The organism is Bacillus sp. AL-1R (assembly GCF_052180195.1).
GTDB lineage: Bacteria > Bacillota > Bacilli > Bacillales > Bacillaceae_G > Gottfriedia.
Window position 1 is genome coordinate 2,486,065 of record NZ_CP197469.1, and the last position, 14,154, is coordinate 2,500,218.

Genomic DNA, 14,154 nt, shown 5'->3' on the forward strand with positions numbered 1-14,154 from the left:
GTAAAGTAAATCTATTTTTGAGCCTTTATTATACATAACTAACCTTACATAATAAGGACATTTTTATTACAATTCAATTAGTTTTATAACATTTCTCTAATAAATGTTTTAATTATTAAAATTTTTTCGATACTATTTAAATTATTATCCAAAATGACAAAAAAAGAAGCCAATTTTAAATTTGGCTTCTTTTTTGATTAATGTCCAACCATCATAGAAGATTTTGACTCGTCAAGCTCTTCTTTTGAAGCATCTGCTTCTTGTACTTTTGGTTTACGTAAAATGATTGCTAACAAAGCTCCTGCTAATGCAATTCCTGCTGCTAGTAAGAATGTATCACCAAATGCTGAAATCATCGCATTTAACGGATTCGTTGTTTTTGCCATATAATCCTTTGTGCTAGAAGTTAAAAATCCAGCCATACCCGCTACTGCAAATGATACCATAACTTGCTGAGCTGCTGCAGTTAAAGGAGTTACACGACTAACTAAATGTCTTGGTGCAGATTGTAGTACGTGTGTATTAATCGGCATCATTGATAATCCCATTCCAGCACCCATCATAGCAAGTGTTAACATAATAAATGTATTTGATGAGTCTACTGAAATTTTAGAGAAAATGAATAATGAAGTAGTGATAATGGTTAAACCAACTAACGCCATCGGTCTAGCACCAACTTTATCATACATTTTACCGCCAATTGGCATCATTAAAGCAGATGCTACTGCTTGTGGTAACATAATTAAGCCCGTTTCAAATGCCCCATATTGTTTAACTGTTTGTAAAAATAATGGAACGATTAGGAAAGAACCGAATAATGCAATTTGCATAATCCATGTAATTAAAATACTTCTAACAAAATCAGATGATTTAAATACACGTAACTCTAGTAAAGGTTGTTTTAGGCGAAGCTCTACAAAGATGAAAAGTAATAATGCAACTCCACCAACAATTAAACCTGTTAATGTTTCTCTTGAAGTCCAACTTGTTGAACTTTGACTAACTCCGTAAGCTAACATTGAAAAGGCGATTGGCGCAATAATAATGCCTAATTTGTCTAAAGCAGGTACTGATTTTGATTCAAAATTAGGTAAAAATTTAGCACCAATTATTAATGCAATAATTCCGATTGGTAAATTAATTAGGAAAATCCAGTGCCAAGTTGAATACTCTACGAACCAACCTGAGATAACAGGACCTAATGCAGGTGCAAGTAACATTGGAATTCCAAGCATCCCCATAATTGAGCCTATTTTTTCTGGAGGAGCTAATCTAAAGATGATTGCCATACCGATTGGCGCAACCATTCCTCCACCGATTCCTTGTATTACTCGGAATAAAATTAACTGTTCCGGTGTTTGTGCTACAGAACAAAGAACTGAACCGATTGTAAAAAACAAAATCGTTAATAAGAAAATTTTCTTAGCACCAAAACGATCAGACATCCAGCCTGCAAGTGGAATGACAGCTGATAATGCTAATGTATATCCTGTAATTGTCCACTGCATTTTTGTTAAATCAGATTTAAAATAATCGGTAATTCCAGGTAATGCTACGTTTACTACCGTACTATCTAAAATAACCATGATCATACCGACGATTACAGCCATCATTGGACCAATAATCGTTTTTACGCTAAACGGCGTGTCAGCCGAATTTTGCTGATTATTCATATAATATCCCCATTTCTTCTATCTATTTTGAAAAACTGTGTTGTAATTCAGTCAAATTTTCTATTGTATTTATTAGTATAAAAATCTTTTAATGATAAAAGCGAAATTTGAACAGAAAGTCTATCATACATAAAAAAAATCTAAATGTAAATAGTAATTGTCCTTAAGTTAGAAACAGTATTTACAATAAGTACAGTATAATTTATTCATATACCCATTTCAAGTTTAATGTTTAATTATTTTTGTTGATTTTTTGTAAACTTGCAATGTCATAAAAAGAATACATTAAACAAATAAAAAATAGCCCTTATGATTCTATTCAGAAAGGCTATTTTTAATCACATTATTTATTTATTTTTAACATACTTCATCATTAAATGAGCAATTGTATGTTGCTCTTGTTCATCTGCAACATTCCAAAGATCTTTTAAAATTTGCTCTTCTGCATTTTTTGGCTCAACTTCATTTGCTAAGTAATTTCCTAAGCGATATGCCATTTCAGAAATAGCACCTTCACCAACACCTTTGTCACCTGTTGCTTCTAATCGATCTCCTAAAAAATCTTTCCATTGATCCCAGTTATCTAAAATTGACATCGTTTTTCACCCCATCATAATAGTTGTTGAAGATTACATAAATACTATTTACATTTTATAAAGTAATTATGTATGAATTATTATCCGGATAATATTGTCAGAAAATTAAAATAAAAAGAGCTAACTATTTCAAAATTAGCTCTTTACATTAGTTTATTTTTTATTTTCGTTCATAAAAAATATCGCTAAAGTACCAGGTCCTGCATGAGCACCTATAGCAGACCCGATTGAATTAATGACAAATTCCTTACATCCAAATTCCTCTGTCATCGCATTTTTTATTTCATTTGCTTTATCTAAGTCATCACCATGTGAAATACCAATTATTTGATTTGATAAATTTGTCCCTCGAGATTCCATAATTTCAAGAATTCTTTTTATTAATTTTTTAGAACCTCTAATTTTTTCAAGTGGGACTAGTTTTCCATCTTCAACATGTAAGATTGGTTTAATATTTAATAAATTTCCTACGAAACCAGCCACTTTACTCAAGCGACCACCACGTACCAAATACTGAAGGTCATCTACTGTAAAGATATGTTCAATATGTTGTATGCTATTTTTTATATTATTTACAACCTCTTCTTTTGTTGCTCCGTTTGAGGCAAGTTTTGCAGCATGAATAGCTATTAATCCTTGTCCAATAGATGCACTTTTTGTATCAAATATCTCTAAATCAAAATCAGGAAATTCCTCTTCAAACTCATTTTTTACCATTACTGCTGATTGATATGTACCAGAAAGTTCAGAAGAAAACGCAATATAAATACATGGGGTATTTTCTTTTGCATATTTTACGAAAGTATTATAAATAGACTCATACGAAGGAAGAGATGTTTTAAATGCTTTTCCGTTTCGCATTTCATTAAATAGAGTCTTTGAATCCAATGTTAAACCATCAAAATATTCTTTTTCATCTTCTGAATAGACTCTTAGTGGAATGACATCAATATGATATTGTTCAATGATCTCCTTTGGTAAATCAGCCGCACTATCTGTTATTATTTTTAAATTCATCTAATCATACCTCTGTTTCAAAAAATTGGTTTAATTCATATACTATTTTCTCATAAAATGTTATGACAGAAAAACATTTTGTTTTAATATAATTTTAATAATAATATTTGCTATTAACGAATAGATACCTTCTTTTTTCGTATTCTTAACAAAAAATTATTAATTTACCACTCGAACTGTTTATTTGGATAATAGCCATATCGGTATTCTAAGTGCTCTTTTTCAGATTCGTTTCTTTTATTTCGCAGTGCATAAATAATTAAAATTGCTCCGAACACTTGAACCCAGCTTCCAACAAGTAATAAGTCTTCACCTAATGTAACTTTTTCATGTAGTAATGCCACATTACCAATGCCGTCTATTAAAGCACCTAAACCGATTAATTGATTTCCATAAGCCTCAATATTATCTAGTTGCGTTTTCTCCATTAATGCCGCAGTTGTTTCAATTTGAGCACCTATTGATTGAATGACACTTCCAACAGCATTTAATTTATGACCTTCTCTTTCCAACCCTTCAATTTCTAAATTTGTTGAAAATGTATTTGTACTATTTCCAATTGCTTGAATCCAAGCACCAATCATCAAAGTTAATTCAATATCTTTTTCTTTTTCATTTTCTTTTTTTGCTTTCTTATATAATTTTTCTCTACCAATAGCTTGAATGGAGTTGCCAAATGCTTCAATTGCATTCCCTGTAGCAAATAATCTTCTACCAAAGTTCTCACTTACAATCTTTTTACTTGAAATCCCAACAGCCGCTGTTGATGTACCAAATAATAAAAAATAAGCACCGATTAGCGGTAAATCATCAATTAAATCCCTCAATCTGACACCCCCGTTCAAACAGTATTTAAATTAGTTTATTCAAATTTTAATTTAATTGACAATTTATAATTAAAAAACAATTAGTTTTTGTATGAATTGGAAAATTGATTAGTTATGAAGTAAATGAAAGTAGAACTCGGTAAAAAAAGTTCATTCATCTAAAGTAGTTAGACTCTGTTACATAAGTAACTACTAAACCTAATTAAAATTACTAAAAATAAAAATGGACTCAGGTTGGTCTATACAATCTGAGTCCCATTTTATCATTTTTTATTGAATACGATTTTTAAATGCTTCTTCTGTCACAATATAATCTTCTTCGCGATCTTCATGTTTACGGTCTTCAGGAGCGACTAGTGATCCTTTTGGGTGAGTTGGTTCATGACCTTTTTTCTTATGATTAAAGCTTTTACCTCTTGCCATTATAAAATCCTCCTTAGGTTAAATCATCATTAATAATATGAGTATTTGGACTATAACTTATAGATGGTAGATTATTACAAGGAAGAATTTAATTGTGTCGATTTTGATGATATGATAAGTGAAAGGTCTAAATTTTAGTTGAGGTAAATGATGAAAAAAGAGATTGCAATCAGTATTTCAGATCATATTATAAAATGGATGGCTTCAAACCATTCTTTATTTAGTATTGAAGAAATTCCAACAACTTTAAATACGTTACATAATTTTCAACAATGGGCAAATGGTAAACCGATTGTTTCAGCCTTTCATTTAAGTAAAATCGAGGAAGAAAGTTATTATTTGCTATTAATCGACTGGCATCGAAATGATAATTTTTATTTAGTCATCTATGTTGAAAATAAATCGACAACCGCTGCAGAAATAAGAGAAATTCGAGAGCAAGATGGCCTACATTTTTTAGTTTGGAAATATAATCCATTGAAACGAGACGGTAAAAATGCTGAGAGAAAAGCTTATTTCAAACAAGCATTTGGTTCACTTCAAATAGAAATACCCATTCCGAGAACTACTAATGAAGTAGAACAATTTTTTAATGATCTATACAAATTATGTAGAAATCGACAAACTGCAGACCGAATTATAGAACAGTATGATTACTAAAATTTAACAAAAGAGAACCTTCTATTTTTTATGAAGGTTCTTCACCATATAAATCTTCAAAACAAATAACACAATTTTTCCCACGTTGTTTTCCTACATACATAGCCTGATCAGCACGATTAATACTATCAACTACACCTTTTTGCGGGTAAAATCTCGATAGTCCAACCGTCATCGTTACGTTTATGTTTTGACCTTCATAATGAAATTCGTGTTCCTCAATCGCACTTCTTAGTCTTTTTGCGATTTCTTTCGATTGATGAAATGGTGTATTCGTGAATACGATTAGAAACTCTTCTCCACCCCATCGTCCTAAGTAATCCTCATTTCGAATCAATTCTTTCATTAATTTCGCACTCTGACTTATTACAAAATCTCCTACAGTATGCCCATAATGATCGTTAATTTTTTTAAAATTATCGATATCAAAAATCAAGAATGAACAGTTTAATTGAGTTTCATTTATTTTTTCTAAATCAGAGAGTATCAATTCATAAAACCCTCTTCGATTTAATACACCAGTTAAAGGATCTTTTAATGAAAGATCTTCAAGCTCGTTTTTTTTGCATTCTAAATCCTTTACTAATTCCTTTAACTTTTTTTCAGCATCCATTCTTTTTACCCCAATCCATGTTATACATACTAAAAGAATAGTGATAAAGATGATTGGTAGAATCTTAATCCCAATAGTTTTTATCATAGCTGAGGTTGATAAAATGTAATAAAACGTCCAATCCGTACCTGGTATATTACGTTTTAACACTTTCATTCCGTTAAAAATTGTGAATGTCCCATCCTGCATTGAATTTAATTTTTTTAAAGATCCACGAGAATACATTTGATCTAATTTAGACAAATTGATGATTTTATCAGATGATAAAAATTCTTGTTTTGAAGAAGCTATAATACTTCCCTTTTCGTCCGATAAAATGGCTGTATAATCTTTATTTAATTCTTTACTTAAATTTTCAAATGTAATATCAATTGAAATTGATCCAACATATCGTTTTTTATAATCAACAGGAGAAGAAACTGTTACCATCATCCCTTTACCTGCTTTGTCCAAATATGGACGGCTCCAATAAGGTTTTCGAGATGGATTTGTCTCGATTGTTCCTAAGGTTGAACTTTCTTCTTTTAATACATCATTCGTAAATTTAAATTTAGTAGACAAAACAAAAGGATATAAATTATTAAAACCAGAGATGCTTGTATAGTAAATCCAAGAAATTTCCGGATATGAACTGTATATTTCTGAAAAATAGTTATTTAATCGATCTGCCAACAATATTTCCTTAAATCTCAATGGATTAACTTTTGGATTTCCGATTCCCGTAATATTCCCCTTTTTACTTTCATACTTAGTATCTTTAATCGAATCACTATTGAACTCTTTCTTTATCGGATCATAATGGATGTAACTTACGTCTGCCATCCCATTATCACTTACAACTTTATTTAAATATTCATTTGAATAAATCTTTAAAACTTCAGTGAAATCATAACCTGTTTTTGAAAAATTTTGTATGTTACGGTAATCTATGTCAAAACTTTGTTCAAATTTAGTTGTTTCAGTTTTATTAAAATAATGAAGTGAGCTTCCTACAAAAACGATTGATATAATAATGACCAACAATAATCGAGTACGTTTCAAATGTGTCTTCACTCCTACTAAATTTAGCGTTTATAAGCTGTTCATGAAACTTACTTTTTTCTTATTTACATTTTGAATTTTTAAAAATCTAAATTGAACAACCGACACATTCACTGCAAGTCTTTTTAGTGGTACACCAGCATCGTTCCACCTTTTAAATTGATAATATGCAGTTTTTAATACCCATTTACCAAATAAAATAATAAGTCCTGTTTTATTTGCAACTTAAATGAATTCTATTTTAAAATAGCGAACTTACGATTATTTTAACTTTTAGATTTAAATTTCTCAACGTCAATGGAACAAAAAATCAATCATAATGAACAGTAGCTATTAATAAAAATAAACCTAATTCAAATGAACTAGGTTTGTTTTTATATTTTTTATTGATCAACTCATTTACTTTAGCTATGTAAAAAAGCTTAAACATTAACAGAGTTTTGAAACTTTGCACTCTTTTTTAATAATAGAGGAGTTATCAAAAATCCGATAATCATCCCCGCCAAGTGGCCAGTTAAACTGATCGATGGGATAATCAATGAAGTTAGTAATCCGATTCCTAAAAATGTAATGACAAACTTACGATCATCTGAAAAGAGCATCTTTTTTCTAAAAACGGTAATAAATAAATACATTCCTAAAAAAGCATAGCCAACTCCGGATGCCCCTGTCTCAACTGTATTAGGCAAGTAATTAAAATTAATAATCAGTCCTGTAATGATCACCGATAATAAATAAAATAATAAAAATTTGACTGAACCTAACACTCGTTCCAATGGTCTACCTAAAATAATCATAAAGGTCATATTCATAAAAAAATGAGCATAGCTACCGTGCATAAATGCATAAGTAAAAAGTCTCCATATTTCCCCTTGTTTTACTAATTCGTGCTCATATCCACCTAATTTGATGATGTTTTCAATCGTATATCCACCTAAAAATGTCGTAATAATTGCTAATATAGAACATAAACCAACCATAACAGTTGTGATTGGATAGTTCCTTATAAATGTTTTGAAGTCTTCTGTCACCAAAAACATCAATCTTCATCCCTTCTTGGAGCTATTATCAAGTTGTTTTTTATATTTTCTAATTACTTAATTCGACATTTTTCTGTAAATTCCTATTCTTAAATAAAAAAATCATACAAAATTTAGAGGCAAAAATAGGATTCTATTTATAAACTTTTAACTTTTTAAAGCCCTATTCATTTTTGAATAGTAAAGGAATGTATTTTTGAATAAGTTTTAAAGGCGTAAAAGTATTAATATATTTTGCACTCGTAAAAACAGCTACGAAATGATTTTTTGGTGAAATAATGATAAATTGACCGCCATAACCCATAGCAAAATATATTGTCGAATCAAGTTCCTTTATCTCATTATTTTCAAGGACCCACCAGTGATAGGCATATGCACCAACATGTGGATATGTATGATACTTCGCTTTTGTTGATTTTTCAATCCACTCACTTGAAATGATTTGTCTATTATTCCATTTTCCTTTTTGCATCATTAAAATCCCAAGCTTTAATAAATCATCTGTCTTTAAACTTAAGCCAAATCCCCCAATATTAATTCCTTTTGAATCTTCGTGCCAAATAAACTCCTTAATTCCCAGCGGATCAAATAACAAACGTTTTGCATAAGTAGATAGTTTTTCATTCGTTACCATCTGAATAATCGCACTTAGTACTTGTGATGCTCCAGAATCATAAATCATTTTTTCACCCGGACTATGAACCATTTCTTTTTCTAGTACATATTGGATCCAGTCTTTACTATTAATCATTGGGAATGGACGCCCACCCCATTCTCCCCACTCTTGCCAATCATATCCAGGTGTCATTGTTAGCAAATGTTCGATCGTAATTTCTCGTTTTTTCGTTTCGATCGTTGGAAAATATGTAGAAATTGGTACATCAACACTTTCAATAAAGCCTTTATCAATTGCTATTCCTATTAACATTGATAAAACACTTTTCGTAACGGAATTAATTTTGAATAGTTTTGTTTCACTTTTTGAATTTTTATAAAAATGATACTTAATTTCTTCATTTTGATAAATTAGACAACTTGAAATCCGTTCTTTTTTTAATTCATTTTCAAACTTTACAAAGTTCATCGTGCTTGTATTCAAATCAATTCTCCTTTCAGATTGATAAAGTAGTTCTTTCTATTTAATGATTCATTCTAAATATGTATTTTTTAAAAAATTATCTCCTTTAAAACAAAATCGAGCTGCGATATGCAACTCTAAAATGATCGATTCACTATTTTTTTATTTTTAAATAATGTTAATCAAAACAAGTTTCTTTATTAGGATCTTGATAATATTCAAACATTAATTTTAATTGAGAAACAGTATTTCGATTGAGCGAAAGTTCTGGTAAATGCTCTAGATCAAAGAAATCAATATCACTTGTCTCTGGTCCAGTCGAGGGATTACCACCAATCATTTCACACTGTATAAATAGTTTATAGTAGTGATACGAATGAGGTGGATGGTCGTGCTTTGTCATGTCTAAAACTGCTAGTAGTTTCTTCGCTTTAACGTTATAACCTGATTCTTCAAAAATTTCTTTTACTACATTTTCTGAAGCAGATAATCCAACGTCACAAAAACCACCTGGTAAAGACCATTTATTTTCTAGCTTTTCTTTTACTAATAATATTTTACCATTTTTAAACACGACACCTCTAACATCAAGCTTCGGTGTGGGATACCCCCGTTCATTGCGAAACAATCCTTCGATTTCCTCAATTTGTAATTCCGAATAATGATTTAAAATATCAGCACTAATATGTCTTAGTTCTTCATACCTTTCTTTGTCAAAGACATCTTTCGTAAAAGTCAATCCTGCTTGAGAAATTGCTTGGATTTTTTGTGCCCATTCTAGCCACTTTATACTCATAGGAATTTCACATCCCTTTTCAACTATTAGTTAGTTTTACAAATTTTTTTAGACTTTGTCCTAATTTTAGTTTACGCATAATTGCTTTACTTTGACTTACTAAATGCCTATTAAAAAGGCTCTGTTAATGTAAATTGTTAATTTTCGAACAAAAAATAAGTCCACAAAAAATTGTGGTCTTTGCGTTTTCTTATGCAACAAAAGCATTTCGTTAGCCATCCATGATTCCTCAGATTCACAATAGTGAAGAGAGTTTATATCGTACTCCCATGGTAGATGAATTTTAACTATTAATTCTACAAATCATTTACTATTACCTTCATTTTCCTTATTACACTAATATGCAATTTAGTTGTATAAGAAAATCAACAATCTTTTATAACAGAGATAAAAAAGAAAGCTCTATCAAAAATAGGGCTTTCTTCAAACATTAAATGATCGAATTATCCATCGTTAACACAACTGGACAATGATCACTCCCCATAATATGGGAGTCAATTTCTGAATTTATTAGTTTATTTTGAAGTCTATTTGAAATAATAAAATAATCAATACGCCATCCAATATTTCGTTCACGTACTTTTGCCATATAAGACCACCAACTATATGAACCTTCTTTCGTTGGGTTTAAAAATCGAAAGCTGTCAGTAAATCCACTTTCTAATAATGCTGTCATTTTACCACGTTCTTCTTTTGTAAAGCCTGAATTCGTTCGATTTGATTTTGGATTTGCTAAATCGATTTCATTATGTGCGACATTTAAATCCCCACATAAGATGACAGGTTTATGTTCATCGAGCTTATTTAAATAGTTTTTAAACTCATCTTCCCATTCTAATCTTATCGGTAATCTAGCTAAATCTCTCTGAGAATTTGGCGTATAAACATTTACCATATAAAATTTCTCGAATTCTAAGGTTAATACCCTACCTTCTTGATCTTCTTCTTTACCATTAAACCCATAACTTACATTTAATGGTTTATGTTTCGTAAAAATTGCAGTACCAGAATAACCTTTTCTTACTGCAGAATGCCAATATTGATAATAGCCGTCTAATTCCAAGCTTATTTGATCTTCTTGGCACTTCGTTTCTTGTATACAAAATAGATCCGCTTTTTGTTCATTAAAATAATCTAAAAAACCTTTTTGTACACATGCTCTTATACCGTTTACATTCCAAGATATTAATTTCATACTTTTTTCTCCAATTTACGTTTCGGTTTCGGTTTTACTAATGATGAACGATAATCAAATTGATGAATCTGCCCGTGATAAATTGAAGTTTTTTCATATAACTCTTCAAAGGATGAAATTTCATATTCCTTCGTTAAATGAAGAAATATTTTCGCACAAGCTTCTGCATCTGCTAGAGCATGGTGGTGATGTTCTAATAAAATACCAAATTGACTCGATAACGTATCTAATGAATAACGAGATTGTTTTGGCAATACTTTCTTAGCAAGCTGAAGTGAACATAGTAAATTATTTAAAGATGAAGGTACGCCATATCTTGATAAATTATCTTTTAATGCGTAACCATCAAACGCTAAATTATGTGCCACTAATGTTTTCCCTTCAATTTTATCTTTAATCGTTTCATAAAATTCTGGGAACAGAGGTGCATCTTGTACATCTCTTGGTCTAATTCCATGTACAGAAATATTCATCGAATAAAATTCTTCTTCTGGATTAATTAGAGAGTAAACTTGGTCAACAATTACCCCTTCTTCAACAAATATAAAACCGGCAGCACAAATGCTATGTCGATTATAATTTGCTGTTTCAAAATCAAACGCTACAAATGATTTCATATGATATAACTTCCTCTATTAATATGATAAGTCTATTATAATCTTTTTTATATAAAGATGCATTTTTATCATAATGAAAAAAGTTCACATTTTCGCCATAATTTATTGTACAATATGAAGATTAATAGTCTATTAGTTAGTAAGAATCAAAGGATGTTGAAAATGAGATTTGTACAATTGATTGTTCAAATAAGCTTTCTTTACTTATTATTTTTTATTGGAAATATCATTCAGAAACAATTTCATCTGATGATCCCAGGAAGTATTATTGGTATGTTGCTCTTATTTTGTTTACTATTTATACCACTTTTTAAAGAAAAATGGATTCGAGATGGTAGTAATTTTTTAAGTAAGCATTTAACACTTTTATTTATTCCAGCTACTGTAGGAATAATGAATTATTCTTCGATTTTAAATGTTCACGGTTTAATTTCAATTCTAATTGTTTTAGTTAGTACAGCAGTTGTATTTAGTTTGACTGCTAGCATTAGTTCGTATCTTACTTCAAGAGCCCATAAAAAACAATCAAACGATGTATTAGTTGGGAGGGATACGAATGAAGGACATTAAAAGTTTATTATTTATCCTCTTAACCATTTTATGTTATATTCTTGCCAAAAAAATGTACGCTAAATTCACTTACTCACTAATGATTCCAATTGTTACCTCTACTACAGTCATTATTATTATTCTTGTAAATCTTCATATTTCTTATGAATCGTATATGTATGGAGGAAAGTGGATTAACTTACTTTTAGGTCCTGCAGTTGTTTCTTTTGCCTATCCATTATATGAGCATCGAGCAACATTAAAGAAACACTGTATTTCAATATTAGTTAGTGTATTTGCTGGAACACTAATTGGCCTACTTTCAGGTGTATACTTATCACTATGGCTCGGATTAAAAAAAATCATCCTGCTTTCTTTGGCAGCAAAATCAGTTACAACCCCTTTAGCTATGGGGATCACTTCAATGATTGGTGGTATTCCGTCTTTAACGATTGTATATGTAATGATTGCCGGTATTTCAGGATCAATGTTTGGTCCTGCAATTCTATCAATATTTAAAATAGACCACCCTGTTGCGATCGGGGCGTCGTATGGAATTTCATCACATGGGATAGGTACAGCAAAAGCGGCAGAATATGGGAAAATTGAACAAGCAATCAGTTCAATTACAATGACGCTTAGTGCGATATTTGCCTCTATTTTGATCCCATTTATCATAAAATTAATACTGACATAAAACTACCCACAAGGTATTTATTTTCCTTGTGGGATATTTTTTGATTTTTACAGATTAATATTTTCGAAAACACTTAATTTACCATGGTCTTCCCCATCCCCATGGACGATAGAACCCCCAAGGTCTTCCCCATCCCCACGGACGGTACCATCCCCATGGACGATAATATCCCCAAGGTCTTCCAAAGCCCCATGGGCCAAATGCCGCTGCTCCTAATAAAAACGGAAAGAAAAATGGGAAAAATCTTTCATCTTCTTGTTGCGGTACACCGGAAAAATGATAATATGGTTGCTCGATTTGCTGACGATCATTATACATTATTAATCACCTCCATACTATCTAATGTACGGAGATTAGCTCATTTAGGAGCAAGGTCAAGTAGATAGGCAAAAGTACAAATTCAAAGGCGGAGAGTACTGTCCCTTTTTCCGTCTGATCCTAAATCATTTTGTACATTTCATATTGAGCTATTTTTTCTTTCTTAAATTCTAGTTTTTGCAAGAAACCTTGAAGACTATTGTTATTTGGAATTGATGAGGACAAAGAATTTAAATTTAGTTCACTAGCCGCAGATTGTAATAAGCTAGTAGCAATTTTTCGATGACGGTAAACTTTATCAACCATTAGGAAGCTGATTCTACCATTTTCATTGACTGCTAACGCACCTATATTTTCATCTTTAACTCTAGCAAGATAGTAACTAAAATTAGATAGTTTTTCTAAATAATCAATATCATTTTGCCAGTTTATATGATAGTCCCAATTTGTAATTGTTTCTTTGAAAGTAGTAAATTCTACTTTATTTATTTCTGTATTAGATGTTAATTGTATTTGTTTTAAACTTTCTAAATCTGATTTAGAAAAATAAGAAAGGTCATAAATCTTTTCGTATCCAAGTTTTTTATAAAAATTAATTGCACGATCGTTTCCGACAATTACTTCTAGGAATAGTTGTTTACATCCGTTTTTCTCTGCTTCTTCTTTATGCAGTTCAAATAATTTTTGACTAACACCTAATCCCCTATAATCAGGACTAATAGCCAAAGTCCCACATCGCATCGTTTTAATCGATTCATACATTTTTATACCGCCTAAAATTACACCTACCGCTTCATTTTCATAAATTGCTACGAAGGAGTGCTCAAGTCTATTTCCTTCTGGCCCAAAAAACAAATTTTCAAACTGCTCCTTAGAATAATTGAATTTAACGATATAGTCTGAAAAACCAATCGTAAATGCTTGATAAGCTAACTCAATGTCTACTTCGTTACATCTGACATAATTTATTTTTTCCGGTGCAATATTTTTTTTCAAACTTGTTTCCATAAAATC

General features: G+C 30.6%; 16 protein-coding genes. 3 read left to right on the forward strand and 13 right to left on the reverse strand.

The features are described from left to right. Window positions 1-197: 197 nt before the first annotated feature. The 5 genes from ACSBO6_RS11615 to ACSBO6_RS11635 form a co-directional block, all read right to left on the reverse strand. Entirely contained in the window at window positions 198-1,673 is a 1,476-nt protein-coding gene (locus ACSBO6_RS11615; protein ID WP_498843391.1) for a DHA2 family efflux MFS transporter permease subunit, read from the reverse strand. Between the two features lie 347 nt (window positions 1,674-2,020). Then, entirely contained in the window at window positions 2,021-2,269 is a 249-nt protein-coding gene (locus ACSBO6_RS11620) for a DUF3243 domain-containing protein (protein ID WP_098843777.1), read from the reverse strand. A gap of 153 nt (window positions 2,270-2,422) precedes the next feature. Further along, on the reverse strand, window positions 2,423-3,286 hold the full coding sequence (locus tag ACSBO6_RS11625; RefSeq protein ID WP_498843392.1) for a DegV family protein: 864 nt from the start codon (window positions 3,284-3,286) through the stop codon (window positions 2,423-2,425). Between the two features lie 164 nt (window positions 3,287-3,450). Then, entirely contained in the window at window positions 3,451-4,113 is a 663-nt protein-coding gene (locus tag ACSBO6_RS11630) for a DUF6944 family repetitive protein (RefSeq protein WP_498843393.1), read from the reverse strand. A 270-nt stretch (window positions 4,114-4,383) separates the two neighbouring features. After that, window positions 4,384-4,536, reverse strand: a complete 153-nt coding sequence (locus ACSBO6_RS11635) for a hypothetical protein (RefSeq protein WP_165347078.1) — start codon at window positions 4,534-4,536, stop codon at window positions 4,384-4,386. Window positions 4,537-4,686: 150 nt separating this feature from the next. On the opposite strand from ACSBO6_RS11635, the gene ACSBO6_RS11640 reads away from it, so the two are divergent. Then, on the forward strand, window positions 4,687-5,196 hold the full coding sequence (locus tag ACSBO6_RS11640) for a hypothetical protein (RefSeq protein ID WP_498843394.1): 510 nt from the start codon (window positions 4,687-4,689) through the stop codon (window positions 5,194-5,196). Between the two features lie 28 nt (window positions 5,197-5,224). On the opposite strand, the gene ACSBO6_RS11645 is transcribed toward ACSBO6_RS11640, so the two are convergent. From ACSBO6_RS11645 to ACSBO6_RS11670, 6 genes are all read right to left on the reverse strand, one after another. Next, a complete protein-coding gene (locus ACSBO6_RS11645) occupies window positions 5,225-6,850 on the reverse strand; it encodes a sensor domain-containing diguanylate cyclase (RefSeq protein WP_498843395.1) in 1,626 nt (541 codons plus the stop codon). A gap of 422 nt (window positions 6,851-7,272) precedes the next feature. Beyond that, the gene (locus tag ACSBO6_RS11650) at window positions 7,273-7,890 is read right to left on the reverse strand and encodes a rhomboid family intramembrane serine protease (protein WP_098843772.1); all 618 of its coding nucleotides are present in this window, start codon (window positions 7,888-7,890) and stop codon (window positions 7,273-7,275) included. A gap of 163 nt (window positions 7,891-8,053) precedes the next feature. Continuing rightward, window positions 8,054-8,989 carry a serine hydrolase domain-containing protein gene (locus ACSBO6_RS11655; RefSeq protein WP_498843396.1) on the reverse strand — a complete coding sequence of 312 codons (936 nt, stop codon included), beginning with the start codon at window positions 8,987-8,989 and terminating at the stop codon, window positions 8,054-8,056. A 157-nt stretch (window positions 8,990-9,146) separates the two neighbouring features. Further along, window positions 9,147-9,764 carry an NUDIX hydrolase gene (locus tag ACSBO6_RS11660; protein ID WP_098843770.1) on the reverse strand — a complete coding sequence of 206 codons (618 nt, stop codon included), beginning with the start codon at window positions 9,762-9,764 and terminating at the stop codon, window positions 9,147-9,149. Window positions 9,765-10,194: 430 nt separating this feature from the next. Next, entirely contained in the window at window positions 10,195-10,959 is a 765-nt protein-coding gene (locus ACSBO6_RS11665) for an exodeoxyribonuclease III (protein WP_098843769.1), read from the reverse strand. Next, window positions 10,956-11,576 (reverse strand): 3'-5' exonuclease, encoded by a 621-nt coding sequence (locus ACSBO6_RS11670; protein WP_098843768.1) that lies wholly within the window; start codon window positions 11,574-11,576, stop codon window positions 10,956-10,958. The genes ACSBO6_RS11665 and ACSBO6_RS11670 overlap by 4 nt, the downstream gene beginning before the upstream one ends. Before the next feature lie 162 nt (window positions 11,577-11,738). Here ACSBO6_RS11670 and ACSBO6_RS11675 point away from each other — a divergent pair, with 162 nt between their 5' ends. Together ACSBO6_RS11675 and ACSBO6_RS11680 are read left to right on the forward strand one after the other, a co-directional pair. After that, window positions 11,739-12,146 carry a CidA/LrgA family protein gene (locus ACSBO6_RS11675; RefSeq protein WP_498843397.1) on the forward strand — a complete coding sequence of 136 codons (408 nt, stop codon included), beginning with the start codon at window positions 11,739-11,741 and terminating at the stop codon, window positions 12,144-12,146. Continuing rightward, window positions 12,133-12,822, forward strand: coding sequence for an LrgB family protein (locus tag ACSBO6_RS11680; protein ID WP_286138226.1), 690 nt, complete (start codon window positions 12,133-12,135; stop codon window positions 12,820-12,822). The genes ACSBO6_RS11675 and ACSBO6_RS11680 overlap by 14 nt, the downstream gene beginning before the upstream one ends. A gap of 78 nt (window positions 12,823-12,900) precedes the next feature. On the opposite strand, the gene ACSBO6_RS11685 is transcribed toward ACSBO6_RS11680, so the two are convergent. After that, window positions 12,901-13,140: a hypothetical protein gene (locus tag ACSBO6_RS11685; RefSeq protein ID WP_498843398.1), complete on the reverse strand. Its 240-nt coding sequence runs from the start codon at window positions 13,138-13,140 to the stop codon at window positions 12,901-12,903. A gap of 120 nt (window positions 13,141-13,260) precedes the next feature. Continuing rightward, a complete protein-coding gene (locus ACSBO6_RS11690) occupies window positions 13,261-14,148 on the reverse strand; it encodes a GNAT family N-acetyltransferase (RefSeq protein ID WP_498843399.1) in 888 nt (295 codons plus the stop codon). Window positions 14,149-14,154 lie beyond the last annotated feature (6 nt).